The organism is Delftia sp. DS1230 (genome assembly GCF_040112715.1).
GTDB classification, from domain to species: Bacteria; Pseudomonadota; Gammaproteobacteria; order Burkholderiales; family Burkholderiaceae_C; genus Comamonas; species Comamonas tsuruhatensis.
Genome location: NZ_CP157763.1, coordinates 4525726 through 4541761, shown reverse-complemented (window position 1 = coordinate 4541761; position 16036 = coordinate 4525726). Strand labels below are relative to the sequence as shown.

Sequence of the window (16036 nt, the reverse complement as noted above, 5' to 3'; positions counted from 1 at the left end):
TGTCGGCCTCATGCCGTCGGATGGGGTGGGGTCTGCCCCGGTGCCTGCCCAGGTGCCTGCCCCGGTGCATGGGCCGGCATGTTGCGCACATGCAGGTCCAGCTGCGGGAAGGCCACGGCAATGCCAGCGTCCTTGAGCCGGTCGTTGACGCGGCGGTTGAGGTCGTGGCGCACGGGCAGGCGGTCTTCGACCTTGCCCACGTAGGCGCGCAGCTCGAAGCGCTGGCCGTTGCCTTCCAGCGCCATGAACCAGCAGTTGGGCTCGGGCTCGCGCAGCACCTGGGGATGCTCCCTGGCAATGTCCAGCAGCATGTCGCGCACCTGCTCGGGGTCGTTGCCGTGGGCCACGGGCACGTCGATCACCAGGCGGGTCACGTCGTCGCTCAAGGTCCAGTTCGTCACCTGGCCGGTGATGAAGGTCTTGTTGGGGATGACGATTTCCTTGTTGTCGAAGTCCAGCACCGTGGTGGCCCGCGTGCGGATGCGCGTGACGGTGCCGGTGAGGGTGTCGATGGTGATGACATCGCCCACGCGGAAGGGCCGCTCCACCAGCAGGATCAGGCCCGAGACGAAGTTGGCGAAGATCTCCTGCAGGCCGAAGCCCAGGCCCACGGTGAGCGCCGCCACCATCCACTGCAGCTGGCCCCAGCGCAGGCCCAGCAGCGTGAAGGCGCTGACCGTGCCCGCGATGGTGATGGCGTAGCGCGCCAGCGTGGCCAGGGTGTAGCGCGCGGAGCTGCTGATGCGGTTGGAGGCCGACAGCGTCACTTCCAGCAGGCCCGGCAGGTTGCGTGCAAAGCTGAAGGTGAGCAGCAGGATCATCACGCCCAGCAGCGCATCCATCAGGCTCACGGGGGCGGCATGCGCGATGCCGTCGGCGCCGGTGTTGGTGGTGTACCAGAGCACCACGCCTTCGGAGCGCAGCAGCGCAGGCAGCACGGGCAGCCAGGCGTAGACCAGGGTCAGCACGACCAGCACCTGCTGCAGCAGGCCCAGCAGCCGGTGCGCCTGGGCGCCCACGGTGACCAGGGCCATCTGGGTGGCTTCGTCGGTGGGGGCCTTGCCGGTGTCCACGCCCGAGCCGCTCTGGGCCAGCCTGGCGGCTTCGCGCAGCCGGTTCAGCGCCAGGCGCCGCTCGCCCAGCAGCAGCCAGCGCCGCAGCAGGTTGACCACGACCTCGACCGCGCCCAGGAACACGAAGCTGGCCATCAGGGCCTGGATGACTTCGGTGGCCGTGTAGACATAGCCGAGCACGATGCCCACGGCCAGCGCGCTGAGCATGAGCATCAGCACCACGCTGACGATCTGGCCCCAGTGGATGCCGGGCCGCTTTTGCTGCATGACACGGCGAAAGTACAGCCAGGCCATCCAGGCCAGGCCCAGCGACAGCATGAGGATGGAGATGCGGCCCCAGGTGCTGATGGCGTGGTTGTCATGGCTGTAGAAGGCCAGGCCGCCCAGCAGTTCGGCAGGCACGATCAGCCAGGCGGCGCGGCGCACCATCTGGCGCAGCATCTGCACGCGAGCAGCCGGCCAGCCGAAGTGGGCCAGTGCCAGCCCGCCTGGGCAGAACAGGGCGTTGAGCAAGGTGGCCACGAAGATGAAATCGCTGAGCTGGACCAGGGTGGCGCCCAGCGGCTCCAACGCCGTGCCCACGGTTTCGGGGCCTTGCAGCAGGCTGCCCAGCGCCGCGGCCGCAAAGCTCCAGGGCAGGGTGTAGAGCAGGCTCCAGCCCAGCGCCAGCAGGCTCAGCCCGAAGTGGTCGCGCATGAAGTCGCCCACGCGCACGGCGATGGACTGCAGCTGGCGCAGCGCGTAGCGGCGCAGGCCCAGCAGCAGGGCCACGATCAGGCCGACGGCGCCAAAGGCCCAGGGATCGTTCCAGATGCTGGCGGCCAGGGCGCGTGCGGTTTTCCAGGGCGAGCTGCTGCCTTCGATGTCCTGCTCCAGCGCTTGCCACTCGCTGAGCCAGGTACGGTCCATGGGGCGGTGGCTGGGGAACCACAGCAGCTCCTTGTCCAGCACCTGGCGCAACTCATTGCCGCTGCGCAGGGCCGCGCGCAGTGCGTCGTCGGTCTGCTCCAGCACGGCGATGCGGCGCAGCAACACCGGCTGCAGTTGGTCGGTGAGTGCCACCTGCCGGGCCAGCAAAGCGGTCTGCTGGGCAGATACCGTGGCGTTGGCGGCCGGCTCCGGTGCCGCCACGCCGCCTGCATCCGCAGCGTCGGCCGGGGCCTGTGCCGCCGTGTCCGCGCCGGGGTTCTGGCGCCATTTGCTGGAGTTGAACAGCATCAGCCGCAGCTCGGCCAGCTGGCGCTGCACGGCCCGGTGCCTGGCCTGCATGGTGCTGCCGGAGGACAGCTCCACGCGCTGCTGCCACAGCCACTGGCCCACGGCCGCGCTGCCACCGCCCAGCCGCAGGCGTGCCTGGGTGTCGCGCAGCGTGGCGCTCAACTGGTCACGCACATATTCGTCATTGGCCAGGGTCTTGCGCTCCTGCGCCAGTTCATTGGAGTTCTTGAGGATCTGCGCGGCCAGCGCCGCATTGCGCTGGGCCAGGTCGCGTATGGCGGGATCGGCGGCGGAAGCGTGCTGGGCGGCCAGCTCCATCTCCTGCACCTGCTGCTCCAGCTGCTGGCGGCTGCGCTCGGCAATTCGCTGGGTCAGCCAGGCGGCGCGCGGCATGCGCTCCAGCAGCTCGCGGCGCTGGGCCTGCAACTGGGCGGCCAGCAGGCGCTGGCGGGCTTCGATGGTGGACTGCTCTTCCTGGCGCAGCGCCAGCTCCAGCAGGGCGCGGCGGTGCTCTGCGCTGCGCCTTGCCTGGCGTGCCTGGGTGAGGTCGGGGGCTTCGCCGGGCTCGGCGGTCACGGGCTCGGCGTTTTCCTGGGCGCGCTGCTGCAGGATGGACAGATCGATCCGCCCCGGGCCGGGCTGGGACACCAGATTGGCCTGGTCGGCCGCGGATTTCTCGATGGCGGCCTTGAGGGCGGCAATGGCATCGCGCTCATCGGCCAGCAGGCGTTCCAGCACTTCCTGGCTGGCGTTGGCGGGAACGCGTTCCTTCCAGCGATCGAACAGGCTGCCCAGCTGCTCGTCGCTCAGCGGCGCGGGCAGGGCCGGCACGGGCGTGCGTGCCCTGGCGCGCATGCGGTCCAGTTCCTGGGCCAGCGCATCGGCTTCCTTTGTGGCCGAGGCGGCGGCATCGAGCTGGGTCTGAATGGCGTTGCTTCGTTCCTTGTCGGACGCGGAGCCGCCGCCCAGGGTGCCCTGCAAGGCACCCAAAGGGCCTGCTGCCGGTGCGGCCTTGGCCAGGCCCGGTGCCAGCAGGGCGAGCAGCAGGCACAGGGCCCACAGCAGGTGCATCGGCGTGACGGCAGCCAGTTTGCGCGATGGGCGACCGGCGGCAAGTAGGGGGGTGTCGGCAGGAGACATCGGTTCTGAATTCGGGCCTGTGCCGCTGTGTGAGTGCGGACTATCATTTTTCAAAAGTGGGAGCGTGAGGCGCTGTATTCACGGGCCTTGCTGCAGGCCCGGCTGGCTCAAGCCCCTGTCCCGGCGCCGCAAAAAGCGGGGTAGTCCAGGAACCTGACATTGTGACCTCGCGCGCAATGCAGACATGTGGGACGTATGAGCTATTCAAAGCGGATGCAAGGTGCTACAACAGTTCCACACGGTAGCGAATGCCTTGCAACTTCGCGGCACTGTTCGCCCTCGGGTGCCGCCGGGAGAGGTCGTATGGATGTCATCAGCAACTCGGCTGCACGTTACGTTCGCCTTCGCGAAGAAGAGATGTCGCTGGACGAATTTCTCGCCCTGTGCCAGCGCGATCCCATGGCCTACGAGGGCGCCGCCCAGCGCATGCTGGCGGCCATAGGCGAACCCGAAATGGTGGACACGCGCAATGATCCGCGCCTGTCGCGGCTGTTTGCCAACAAGGTCATCCGGCGCTATCCGGCCTTCGCCGAGTTCTACGGCATGGAAGACTCCATCGAGCAGGTGGTGAGCTTCTTCCGCCATGCGGCCCAGGGCCTGGAAGAGCGCAAGCAGATCCTCTATCTGCTGGGCCCCGTGGGCGGTGGCAAGAGCTCCATCGCCGAGCGCCTCAAATACCTGATGCAGAAGGTGCCGTTCTACGCGCTCAAGGGCTCGCCCGTGAACGAGTCGCCGCTGGGCCTGTTCGACCCCGTGGAGGACGGGCCGCTGCTGGAGGAGCAGTTCGGCATTCCCCGGCGCTGCCTCAACCATGTGCTGTCGCCCTGGGCCGTCAAGCGCCTGGAGGAGTTGGGCGGCGACATCCGCCAGTTCCGCGTGGTCAAGCGCTATCCCAGCATCTCCAGGCAGGTGGGCATTGCCAAGACCGAGCCCGGCGACGAGAACAACCAGGACATCTCCAGCCTGGTGGGCAAGGTGGACATCCGCAAGCTGGAGAACTTTGCCCAGGACGATACCGATGCCTACAGCTACTCGGGCGGCCTGTGCCTGGCCAACCAGGGCCTGCTGGAGTTCGTGGAGATGTTCAAGGCGCCCATCAAGGTGCTGCACCCGCTGCTGACGGCCACGCAGGAGAGCAACTACAAGGGCACGGAAGGCTTTGGCGCCATTCCCTTCGACGGCATGGTGCTGGCCCACAGCAACGAGAGCGAGTGGAAGGCCTTCCGCAACAACCGCAACAACGAGGCCTTCCTGGACCGGGTCTACATCGTCAAGGTGCCTTACTGCCTGCGCGTGTCGGAGGAGGTGCGCATCTACGAGAAGCTGATCCGCGAGTCGTCCCTGGCCAGCGCTGTGTGCGCGCCCGGCACGCTCAAGATGATGGCCCAGTTCGCCGTGCTCACGCGGCTGAAGGAGCCCGAGAACTCCAGCATCTTCAGCAAGATGCAGGTCTATGACGGCGAGAGCCTCAAGGACACGGACCCGCGCGCCAAGAGCTTCCAGGAGTATCGCGACTATGCGGGCGTTGACGAGGGCATGTCGGGCATCTCCACGCGCTTCGCGTTCAAGATCCTGTCCAAGGTCTTCAACTACGACAGTACCGAGGTGGCGGCCAATCCGGTGCACCTGATGTATGTGCTGGAGCAGCAGATCGAGCGCGAGCAGTTCCCTGCCGAGCTGGAGACCAAGTACACCAGCTACATCAAGGAATACCTGTCGCCGCACTATGCCGAGTTCATCGGCAAGGAAATCCAGACGGCCTATCTGGAGAGCTACAGCGAGTACGGCCAGAACATCTTCGACCGCTACGTCACCTACGCCGACTACTGGATACAGGACAGCGAGTACCGCGACAACGATACCGGCGAGGCCTTCGACCGCAACGCGCTCAACGCCGAGATGGAGAAGGTCGAGAAGCCCGCAGGCATCGCCAATGCCAAGGACTTCCGCAACGAGATCGTCAACTTCGTGCTGCGCGCGCGGGCCAACAACCAGGGCAAGAACCCCAGCTGGACCAGCTACGAGAAGCTGCGCGTGGTGATCGAGAAGAAGATGTTCTCCAATACCGAGGAGCTGCTGCCCGTGATCAGCTTCAACGCCAAGGCCAGTGCCGAGGATGCCCGCAAGCACGAGGACTTTGTCACCCGCATGGAGGCCAAGGGCTATACGTCCAAGCAGGTGCGCCTGCTGTGCGAGTGGTATCTGCGCGTTCGCAAGAGCAACTGACGGGTGGGTGCGCCGCCCTTCGGCGCGCCCGGGCTGGGGGGAACAGATGGCATTGCAAATCATCGATCGCAGGCTGGCCGGCAAGAATAAGTCGGTGGGCAACCGCGAGCGCTTCGTGCGCCGCTACAAGGCGCAGATCGCCGAGGCGGTGCGCCGCGCGGTGGACAAGCGCGGCATCCGCCACATGGAGGAGTCCGAGAGCGTCTCCATCCCGCGCAAGGACATCCGCGAGCCCGTGTTCCACCATGGGCAGGGCGGCGTCCATGACACGGTGCACCCGGGCAACACCGAGCATGTGCGCGGCGACCGCATTGCCCGGCCGCAGGGCGGCGCAGGCGGCGGCGGCTCCCAGGCCAGCGACAGCGGCGAGGGCGAGGACGACTTCACCTTCACCCTGACCAAGGAAGAGTTCATGGAACTGTTCTTTGAAGACCTGGCCCTGCCGCGCCTGCTGCGCACCCACATCGGCAACACCATGCAGTACAAGACGCGCCGCGCCGGATACAGCCACGACGGCACGCCGCACAACCTGGCCCTGCTGCGCACCATGCGCGGCGCCCTGGGCCGGCGCATTGCGCTGACCAAGGCGCCGCACCGCGAACTCAAGGCACTGGAGGAGCAGCTGCAAGCGCTGCTGGCGCAGGACGATGGCACCAGCGAGGCGGCGGCCGAGCTGCAGCAGCGCATCGATGCGCTGAAGCTGCGCATGGGCACGGTGGCCTTTCTCGACCCCATCGACCTGCGGTTTCGCAACCGCACGCGCGTGCCTGCGCCCATCAGCCAGGCCGTGATGTTCTGCGTGATGGATGTGTCCGGCTCCATGGACCAGGACCGCAAGGACCTGGCCAAGCGCTTCTTCATCCTGCTGTACCTGTTCCTGACGCGGCACTACGAGAAGATCGACATCGTCTTCATCCGCCACCACACGCAGGCGGCCGAGGTCAGCGAGGACGAGTTCTTCCACTCCCAGGAAAGCGGCGGCACGGTGGTCAGCAGTGCGCTGGTGCTGCTGGACCAGATCATCCGCGCGCGCTACCCGTCCGGGGACTGGAACATCTACGTGGCCCAGGCCAGCGATGGCGACAACTTCGGCGACGACGGCTCCAACTGCCGCAACCTGCTGGTCGACAAGATCCTGCCGCTGGTGCGCTACTTCGCCTATGTGCAGGTGGTGCAGGAAGAGCAGAGCCTGTGGCAGGAGTACAGCCAGGTGCTGCCGCTGTTCTCGCACTTCGCCATGCGCAAGGTGTCGGACGCCAGCGAGATCTACCCCGTGTTCCGCGACCTGTTCAAGAAAGAGGGGGTATCGGTATGAACCTCTCTCACTATCCCGTGCTGGCGCCCCGCCATGCCACGCCGCAGTGGAAATCCCATCTGGCCAGCGAACGGGCCCAGCGCATCGTGCCCTCCGCGCCGCTGCCGGCGGGGGAGCGGCCGGCCGAGCCTCTGCCCGATCCCAGCGACTGGACCTTCGAGCTGATCGAACGCTATCACGCAGCGATTGCGGCCGCCGCCGAACGCTACGGCCTGGACACCTATCCCAACCAGCTGGAAGTGATCTCGGCCGAGCAGATGATGGACGCCTACGCCAGCGTGGGCATGCCCGTGGGCTACCGCCACTGGAGCTACGGCAAGGAATACATGGCGACCGAGCGGCGCTACCGGCGCGGCCACATGGGCCTGGCCTACGAGATCGTCATCAACTCCAATCCCTGCATCAGCTATCTGATGGAGGAGAACACCACGGCCATGCAGGCCCTGGTGATCGCCCATGCGGCGTACGGCCACAACAGCTTCTTCAAGAACAACTATCTGTTCGGCATGTGGACGGATGCCGGCAGCATCATCGACTACCTGGTCTATGCGCGCGACTTCATCACCCAGTGCGAGGAGCGCCACGGCCTGACGACGGTGGAGCAATGGCTGGACTCCTGCCATGCCCTGTCCAACCTGGGCGTGGACCGCTACCGCCGCCCCTCCAAGAAAAGCCTGGCGCGCGAGCGGGCCGAGCGCGAGCAGCGCGAGGCCTATGCCCAGCAGCAGGTCAACGAGCTGTGGCGCACCCTGCCGGCCCGCCCGGGCAAGGACAGCGCGGCGCAGCACAGCGAGCGCTTTCCCAAGGAGCCCGAGGAAAACCTGCTGTACTTCATCGAGAAGAACGCCCCGCTGCTGGAGCCCTGGCAGCGCGAGATCGTGCGCATCGTGCGCAAGATCGCCCAGTACTTCTACCCGCAGCGCCAGACCCAGGTGATGAACGAGGGCTGGGCCACGTTCTGGCACTACACCCTGCTCAACACCCTGTACGACGAAGGCTGGCTGACCGACGGCGTGATGATCGAATGGCTGTCCTCTCACACCAACGTCATCTACCAGCCGCCCGCCGGACACCGCGCCTACAGCGGCATCAATCCCTATGCGCTGGGCTTTGCCATGTACCGCGACATCCGCCGCATCTGCCAGGACCCCACCGAGGAAGACCGCCGCTGGTTCCCCGACCTGGCCGGCACGCCCTGGCTGCCGGCGCTGCACCATGCCATGCAGAACTTCAAGGACGAGAGCTTTGTCGGCCAGTACCTGAGCCCACAGCTGATGCGCGACATGCGGCTGTTCGCCATCCATGACGACGCCAGCGAACGCGAGCTGCTGGTCAGCGCCATCCATGACGACGACGGCTACCGCACCCTGCGCCAGACGCTGTCGCAGCAATACGACCTGGGCGCGCGCGAGCCCAATATCCAGGTCTGGAACGTCAATCTGCGCGGCGACCGCTGCCTCACCCTGCGCCACACCCGCTACCAGGGCCGGCCGCTGTCCGACGATGCGCTGGAAGTGCTCAAGCACGCAGCGCGCCTGTGGGGCTTTGGCGTGCAGCTGGAAAGCGTCAACGGCGATGGCGACGCGCCCGTGCTGCTGCACTCGGTGCCCGCTCCACCGGCCTGATCCTCCTGCCTGAGCCAGCCAGGCCCTAGCGCAGCGTTCCCACGTACTTGCGGTTTTCCGCACGCTGGCGCATCAGCTCGCCTGCGCGCTGCATGAGCGGCGAGCGCTCGGCGGGGCCGGCCAGCGCGGCATTCCAGGCCGCTTCGAAGCGATGGGTCCATTCCACCAGCTCGGGCGTGCTGCGCGCCCCTTCCTGCTCCCGGGCGAAGCGGATGATTTCGGCGGCGTACTCGGCATTGGCCGCCAGCCATTCGGTATCGGTCACGCGGCCGCAGCTTCTGCGCAGCAGCACATGCAGGTGCGCTGCGATGGCCAGGAGTTCGCTTTCGGGCATGTAGTGGCACTCCTTCGGTTTGACGATCATCGGGCGATCGGGTGCCGGGCCGCTTCGCGGCCCGGCCGTTCATCCACTCAGGCGTTCGCGGTGCAGCGCCAGGTCCAGGCCCTGCAGTTCGCTTTCCTCATCCACGCGCAGGCCGATCAGCATGTCCAGCAGCCACAGCAGCGCCGCCGTGGCCACCAGCGTGAACAAGGCCACGGCCAGCACGCTCACGGCCTGGGTGAGCACGCTGGCCTGCACGCCGCCGATCTGCGGGCTGGCAAACACGCCGGTCAGCAGCGATCCCACGATGCCGCCCACGCCATGCACGCCAAACACATCCAGCGAATCGTCCGCGCCCAGCAGCCGCTTGAGCCCCGTTGCGCCCCAATAGCAGGCGACACCGGCCATCGAGCCGATGCACAGCGCCGACAGCGGCGTCACGAAACCGGCTGCCGGCGTGATCGCCACCAGGCCGCCGACCAGCCCCGAGCACAGCCCCAGCAGCGTGGCCTTGCCGCGCACCACATACTCGGCCAGCGACCAGGCCAGGGCGCCCGCGCTGGCGGCAATGTGGGTGACGGCCAGCGCCAGCGCCGCCCGGCTGTCCCCGGCCAGCGATGAGCCGGCGTTGAAGCCGAACCAGCCCATCCACAGCAGCGCCGCGCCCATCATGGTCAGGGCCAGGTTGTAGGGCTCGAAGGGCTCGTGCCCGTAGCCGCGGCGCGGCCGCAGGAACCAGGCGCAGACCAGCCCGGCCACGCCCGCGTTCACATGCACCACGGTGCCCCCGGCAAAGTCCAGCGCGCCCATGCGCGCCAGCCAGCCGCCCGGCTCCCACACCCAGTGCGCCACCGGTGCATAGACCAGCAGGCTCCACAAGCCCACGAAGATCAGCATGGCACCGAAGCGCATGCGCTCCACCCAGGCGCCCACCAGCAAGGCGGCGGTGATCATGGCAAAGGCCAGCTGGAACATGGCATAGGCTGCTTCGGGCACGTGCGGCGCCAGGTGGCTCACGGCCACCAGGCCCTTGGCGGCGTTGAAATCCAGCCCCGCGAACCAGGCGCGCGAATCACCGCCTATCCACGCATTGCCGGGCGTGAAGGCCAGCGAATAGCCCAGTGCGAACCACAGAATGCTGACCAGGCAGGCAATCGCCACCACGCTGGCCATGGTGTTGAGCACGTTCTTGCGGCGCACCATGCCCGCATAGAACAGCGCAATGCCGGGCAGCGTCATCAGCAGCACCAGCACCGTGGCCGTCATCAGCCAGACCGTGTCCACGGCGCTGATGGATTCCACCGCCACCAGCGAAGGCCGCGTGATCGCCTGCTCGGCCGCCTGCGCCGCACCCAGGACCGCAACCCATCCTCCCGCCACCAATGTTCTCAATGCCCGTGCGCACCTGTGCATGCAATGACTCCCTTGTTTGTTGTGGTCATGGGGCCGTCTGCCGTTGCCGCCATGGCTGCATTGGCCGGCCTGCAGCGGCCTTGCACAAGTCGTGCCAGCGCAGACGGGGCCCTTGGGGGCCGTGCGATGCAGCCGGAACACCAAAACGGGAAAACCGCGAGTCAAAACAGGGCAGCCGGGCGGACGGTGCACCATCGGCGTGCGGTGGTGCAGCTCTTAAACTGCCGGCATGAATCGAAGAAATCTGATGTGCGCCGCGCTGCTCGCCTGTCTGTCACAGGCGGCGCTGGCGGCTGCCGAACTGCAGGACAGGCCCGAGTGGGCCCGCTTTTTTGCCGATGCCAAGGTCGATGGCAGCATCGCCGTGGTCGATGCCAGAGGCCCGGCCGAAGCCGTCTACGTCCACAACCGTGAACGCGCGGCGCGGCGCTACTCGCCCGCTTCCACCTTCAAGATCCCGCACAGCCTGTTCGCGCTGGACGCCGGCCTGCTGCGCGACGAGTTCCAGCGCATTGCCTGGGATGGCGTGAAGCGCCAGTTGCCGGCCTGGAATGCCGATCAGGACCTGCGCTCGGCCATGCGCAACTCCACCGTCTGGGTGTACGAAGGCTTTGCCAGGGAGCTTGGCAGTGCGCGTGAGGCTGCCTACATGCGCAAGATCGACTACGGCAATGCGCTGGCCACGGGCGAGCAGCCGTTCTGGGTGGAAGGCGATCTGGCCATCTCGGCGCTGGAGCAGGTGGCCTTCCTGCAGCGGCTGTACCGCAATCGGCTGCCATTGCCGGTGGAGCACCAGCGGCTGGTGAAGGACGTGATGGTCAACGAGGCCGGCGCCGACTGGATACTGCGCGCCAAAACCGGCTGGACGGGCCGTATCGGCTGGTGGGTGGGCTGGGTGGAATGGCCTGCCGGCCCCGTGTTCTTCGCCATGAACATGGACACGCCCCACCGGCTGGCCGACCTGCCCAAGCGCCAGGCCATCACGCGCGACATCCTGCGCTCCATCAACGCGTTGCCCAAGGCGCCGTAGCGCGCGGGACAAGCCCCATGCGTCAGCCCATCAGCCCATCAGCCCATCAGCCCATCAGCCCATCAGGCCTGGAGGCCGCTTGTCGGCCTTGCGCTCCACGGGGTTGGCGGTGAGCCAGTTGGAGGGGTACTGGCGCATGAACTCGCGCGCCTTTTCCACGCGCGCGTTGAGCCAGGCGTCGTAGGCGCCTTCGTTGAGAATCGCCGGCATGCGCTTTTCCGCGCCGGGCTGCTGGTAGCGGTGCAGCAGCGCATGGCTGTTGGCGTTGACCGTGAGCAGGGCGTAGCTCAGCAGCACCTCGCCATCCGGGCCCGTCCACTGCGCCCACACGCCGGCCACGCCCATGGGCTTGCCGTCGATGCGCGAGATGCGCGTGGGCAGGGCCTTGCCGTTGCGGTAGTCATCCTCGAAAAAGGCGGCCATGGGCACGATGCAGCGCTGGCCATTGAGCCAGGCATCGCGGAAGGCCTGTGCCGTGGAGACGGTCTCCGAACGCGCATTCACCAGCTTGAGCGCGCGCAGCCGTCCATCGGAGGCCGACTTCACCCAGTGCGGCACCAGGCCCCATTGGGCGGCAACCAGCTCGCGTGCGGGCGGTGCCGCAGGCGCGGGCGGTGTGTCGGAAGCGGAGGGTTCTTGCTGTCCGGTGGCGGCATCCGCGGCCACGGCGACGCTGCGGATGAAAAAGCCGGACTTGCGCGGTGTCATGTTGCGCTCGCTGGCGGCAGGCGCCTCCACGCCGAAGGCGTCGCGGTAGGCGTCGGCTTGCGACAGTGATTCGTAGTGGGTACTCATGCGCGGATGGTACCTGCGTGCCAGCGCAAAGTCGGGCGTCAGACGGTAATGGTCCCGGTCAGATAACGCGCGCAATGGCCCGCCACCTCGACGCTGGTATCGGTCACCTCGCAAAACAGCGTGCCCGTGCGGCGAGAGGCCTGGTGGCCGATCAGACGGTTCTTGCCCAGCCTGCCCGCCCAGTAGGGCGCAAGCGCCGCATGGATGGAGCCCGTGACGGGATCTTCCTCGCCGCCATTGGCGGGCCAGAAGTAGCGGCTGACGAAGTCATGGGAGGCGCCCGCATCCGCAGGCGCCGTCACTACCACATCCAGCGGTCCCAGTGATTTGAGGCGCTCCAGGTCCGGCTTGACGGCTCGCACCTGGTCTTCGGTTGCGTAGACGGCCACGTAGGCCTGCTGGTTCACGAGATAGGCCGTGGGTGCGGGCGTCAGGCCTTCGCGCAGTGCGGCGGGCACCTCATCCAGCGGCTTGGCATCGCGGCGCGGGAAGGTCATGACGATGCGTCCGCCATCCTCCTGCGCGGCCGTGACCTTGCCCACGGCGGCGGCCCAGAACGTGATGCTGCGCAGCGCCGGGTCGGCCTCGAAGAGCACGAAGGCGCTCGCCAGCGTGGCGTGGCCGCAGAACGCGATCTCGGTCAGGGGGGAGAACCAGCGGATCTCGAAGGCGGCGCGCTCGGCACTCCAGACCAGGAACGAGGTTTCCGAAAGATTGTTCTCGGCGGCAATGGCCTGCAGCGTGGAATCGGCAAGCCATGCATCCAGGGGAATGACGGCGGCCTGATTGCCCTTGAATCGTTCCGATGTGAATGCGTCGATGACGTGGATGGGGAGTTGCATTTGCAAAAGGCCTTTGGGTCGGATTCGTGTGCAGCCCGTCATTGTTGTCTCTGTCTCCAATGGCTGCGCGCGGATTCTACGGTCCGGCAGGACGGAGCTGAGGCATGCATGCCCGGCATGCCGGCCCACGCGGCTGCGGGGCGCCGCGTGGGATGCCTCGCCCCATTCCTTGCTTGAAATGCCCGCTCCCGGCTGCAAGGCTCACTCAATGCCCAGAACCGTTTTCATGGCAGCCCAGGCCACGCCGTTCAGCCGGGTGGAATAGCTGAGCGCCTGGTCTTCGCTGGCAATGGCGGCAGGCAGGCGATAGCCGAATACGCTGCCGTCGAATTCCGTATAGCCCCGCGTCACGCCTTGCATGAAGGTCTTGCCAGGGAAGTCGGCAAAGCTCAGCAGGCGCACGCCCTGGGAGGTGGAGAGGGTGTAGGCGCTTTGCGAATGCACGGTGCAGGCGCCCAGATCGCTGTAGGCCGGAGGGGTGGACTCACAGCTGTAGAACTGGGCGTTGGCCGCATCGATGAAGGCCACGCGCAACACATGGTTGGCATCGACCGGCCCCGCCGCCCCGACTGTCGAGGCGCGCACGGTGGCTGGAGTCGACAGGTTCACCGCGCTGGCCGGGCGGCCGGCAATCATGGCTTCCAGCGTGGCGAAGCCGAAGCGGTCCGTGGCCGTGTTGTTGATGAAGGCCGGCGACCGGTTCAACTGCACCGACAGTGCAGTGCGCATCTGTGCGCCCTGCGGGAAGACGGCCGAGCCCAGCGTGGCAGGGTCCATTTCGATGGAGCGGTCATGGCGGATGCCCTCGGCCTGCAGCGTTGTGTCTCCGGCACGCAATTGCGTGATGACTTCGGCCATGGGCTTGCCGCTGACGTCCTGCGAAGCGGTGGTAAAGCCCAGGTAGGCGGTGGACTGGTTGCACAGCAGTGTGCGCGAGGGAACCCCCTGTGTCGTCAGGCGCGCAACGGAACTGTCGCAGCGCGTCCATCCGGTGCTGGTGAGCGTGACGGACGGGAACAGCGCTTCCTGCGTACTGGGTGCACCGTTGGTTTTTCCGCTGCGTGTCTCGAACTGGTGGGCAAAGCCGTCTGCCTGGACGACGCCGTCGGACCTGCGTTCACGCACGGAGTAGTTCTGCGCGTTGCCATAGTTCAGAAACGCCAGTTGGTTCGATGCCACGGCCGCTGCGCCAGGTGCCGTCACCTGAATAGGCACGCCCAACTCAAGCGCGTAGGCGGTGACCTTGGCGGCTGTGCGCGCGGTATCCGCAAGCACGGCGGCACTGGAGGCCGCGTCGCTCTGGTAGTCGTAGATCCTGGCGGCGTCGATGCCGAGCTGGCGGGCCACTGCAGCCTCGGCCACTTCCCTGGCTGTGCCGGCCGCGATGGCCTTTTGCACCAGGCTGGTCAATGGATTGATCTGCGCGGATTTGCCAGCCGGTGCAGACAGCACGAACGCCTTGGCTGTGGCGGTGCTGGTGGGGTCCGCAGCGTCCACGGATTCGGGTGTGATGCGAGCCAGCACGGGAGCCTGGTTGAAGGCAGCGGTGGCTGCCGCATCGCCGGGTTGATAGGTCAGGCTGAACGTGCCGTCGCTGCCGGTGGCCGCTGCGCTGGGCTCGCCCGTGTCGCAGGCTGCATTGGCGTTCAGATCCACGCAGACTGCAGCGTTGCGCACGGCCTGGTCGATGGCGACGGTGCCTGACAGCGTGATGGCCGGCTGTGTCACGGTGCCGCCGCCGGTGCCCCCGCCGCTGTCGGTGCCGCCGCTGCCTCCTCCACAGGCATAGAGGCTTGCAACAAGGCCGCACAGCAGCAAAGGGCGCACGGCGGGAAAGGAAGTGGATGCACTGGGGTGGATTTGCATGGTGTCGGTACAGGAATGTGGGTGGCAAGCCAACTCTATGTGTGACACGCAACAAACAAAATGATGCAATTGCACTATCCTGAAGCGCTGCCGGGGTGGGGCAAGAGGGCACGGCTCGCGCAACACCCGCCCGTGCAGTCGATCTCAACGTATCGAAGAGAGGCAGGCAAGCCGCCATGGACGCTGCATACAACCACCTGCTGCTGAACCTCTACCGGCTATCGCACGAGCAGCCTGTCGAACATTTCCAGGACCAGGCGCTGGACCTGCTCAAACCCGTGCTGCCCTTCGACTCGGCCATGTGGGGCTCGGCCACCATGACGGCGGCCGGCATCGATATCCACACCATCCACCTTCATCGGCAGCCACCCGAAATGCTGCAGGCCTATGAAGAGGTCAAGCACCTGGACACGGCGGCGCAGGCCGTCACCATGCATCCCAGCGAGACGCTGGCCTTCGAAGCGAGGACCTGGTTCAGTGGCCGGCATCAGGGGGCGCTGCGCGACTACGGCAGGCGCTTCGAGCAGTCGCACTTCTTCATCGGCGGGATGCTGAACCCGAGCACTCTTTACACGCGCTGGCTCACGCTGTTTCGCGCCCGCACGGATGCGCATTGCACCGAGGGCGAGCGCCAACTGCTGGCCGCGCTGCTGCCCCATGTGCAGCAGGCGCTGGAACTCAACCGCCTCACGCATCTGGGGCAGCTTCGGCAGGGCCTGGCCCGTGATCGGTTGGGCTCGGCACTGGCAGACCCGCGCGGCATCATCCACCACATGGACGTCGTCTTCGAGCACGCCTTGCGCGCCGAATGGCCGGGCTGGCAAGGTCCTCGCCTGCCTGCGGCCGTGCAGACTGCGGCACAGGGCGGCGCCCATCGTCTGGTGGCCCACACCCTGGTCATCACGCTGTTCACGCAGCACGGTCTGCTGTGGTTGCGAGCGCGCCCCCGGTGCGCAGCCGACGGGCTGTCCCCCCGCGAAGCCACGGTTGCCCGGCTTGTGGTCCGGGGCCTGACCCACAAGCAGATTGCAGTCCAACTCCAGCGTGCTCCTGCCACGGTGCGCAATCAGATCCGCTCCATCTACGAAAAGCTGGGCATTGCCAACGTGGCATCGCTTGCCGAGGCACTCCGGCTGATGGATTGAGGCCAAGGTCCAGGAAAACCCTGGTG

The 16036-nt window shown here is 66.8% G+C and carries 11 protein-coding genes; 5 read left to right on the top strand and 6 right to left on the bottom strand.

The genetic code is table 11. The annotated features are described in order from the left end of the window. Positions 1 to 8 precede the first annotated feature (8 nt). On the bottom strand, positions 9 to 3362 hold the full coding sequence (locus tag AAN986_RS20465) for a mechanosensitive ion channel domain-containing protein (RefSeq protein ID WP_047218724.1): 3354 nt from the start codon (positions 3360 to 3362) through the stop codon (positions 9 to 11). A 372-nt stretch (positions 3363 to 3734) separates the two neighbouring features. On the opposite strand from AAN986_RS20465, the gene AAN986_RS20460 reads away from it, so the two are divergent. The 3 genes from AAN986_RS20460 to AAN986_RS20450 are packed head-to-tail and all read left to right on the top strand — an operon-like array spanning position 3735 to position 8597. Continuing rightward, complete coding sequence (locus AAN986_RS20460; RefSeq protein ID WP_016449756.1) at positions 3735 to 5657, top strand: PrkA family serine protein kinase; 1923 nt, start codon at positions 3735 to 3737, stop codon at positions 5655 to 5657. Positions 5658 to 5703: 46 nt separating this feature from the next. Continuing rightward, entirely contained in the window at positions 5704 to 6972 is a 1269-nt protein-coding gene (locus AAN986_RS20455; RefSeq protein WP_016449755.1) for a YeaH/YhbH family protein, read from the top strand. Beyond that, the gene (locus AAN986_RS20450; protein ID WP_016449754.1) at positions 6969 to 8597 is read left to right on the top strand and encodes a SpoVR family protein; all 1629 of its coding nucleotides are present in this window, start codon (positions 6969 to 6971) and stop codon (positions 8595 to 8597) included. The genes AAN986_RS20455 and AAN986_RS20450 overlap by 4 nt, the downstream gene beginning before the upstream one ends. 25 nt (positions 8598 to 8622) lie before the next feature. Here AAN986_RS20450 and AAN986_RS20445 read toward each other — a convergent pair whose 3' ends face one another. Then, the gene (locus tag AAN986_RS20445) at positions 8623 to 8931 is read right to left on the bottom strand and encodes a hypothetical protein (RefSeq protein ID WP_016449753.1); all 309 of its coding nucleotides are present in this window, start codon (positions 8929 to 8931) and stop codon (positions 8623 to 8625) included. A gap of 69 nt (positions 8932 to 9000) precedes the next feature. Continuing rightward, complete coding sequence (locus AAN986_RS20440) at positions 9001 to 10332, bottom strand: ammonium transporter (RefSeq protein WP_047218723.1); 1332 nt, start codon at positions 10330 to 10332, stop codon at positions 9001 to 9003. A gap of 229 nt (positions 10333 to 10561) precedes the next feature. Between AAN986_RS20440 and blaOXA the strand changes: the two genes are divergently transcribed. Beyond that, positions 10562 to 11362, top strand: coding sequence for a class D beta-lactamase (gene blaOXA, locus AAN986_RS20435; protein ID WP_241150390.1), 801 nt, complete (start codon positions 10562 to 10564; stop codon positions 11360 to 11362). A 54-nt stretch (positions 11363 to 11416) separates the two neighbouring features. Here blaOXA and AAN986_RS20430 read toward each other — a convergent pair whose 3' ends face one another. From AAN986_RS20430 to AAN986_RS20420, 3 genes are all read right to left on the bottom strand, one after another. Continuing rightward, a complete protein-coding gene (locus AAN986_RS20430) occupies positions 11417 to 12157 on the bottom strand; it encodes an SOS response-associated peptidase (RefSeq protein WP_017406928.1) in 741 nt (246 codons plus the stop codon). Positions 12158 to 12195: 38 nt separating this feature from the next. Next, positions 12196 to 12999 carry a PhzF family phenazine biosynthesis protein gene (locus tag AAN986_RS20425; protein ID WP_047218721.1) on the bottom strand — a complete coding sequence of 268 codons (804 nt, stop codon included), beginning with the start codon at positions 12997 to 12999 and terminating at the stop codon, positions 12196 to 12198. A 201-nt stretch (positions 13000 to 13200) separates the two neighbouring features. Next, on the bottom strand, positions 13201 to 14865 hold the full coding sequence (locus tag AAN986_RS20420; protein WP_047218720.1) for a hypothetical protein: 1665 nt from the start codon (positions 14863 to 14865) through the stop codon (positions 13201 to 13203). A gap of 176 nt (positions 14866 to 15041) precedes the next feature. Here AAN986_RS20420 and AAN986_RS20415 point away from each other — a divergent pair, with 176 nt between their 5' ends. Beyond that, positions 15042 to 16010, top strand: a complete 969-nt coding sequence (locus tag AAN986_RS20415; protein ID WP_016449747.1) for a LuxR C-terminal-related transcriptional regulator — start codon at positions 15042 to 15044, stop codon at positions 16008 to 16010. The last annotated feature ends 26 nt before the right edge of the window (positions 16011 to 16036 follow it).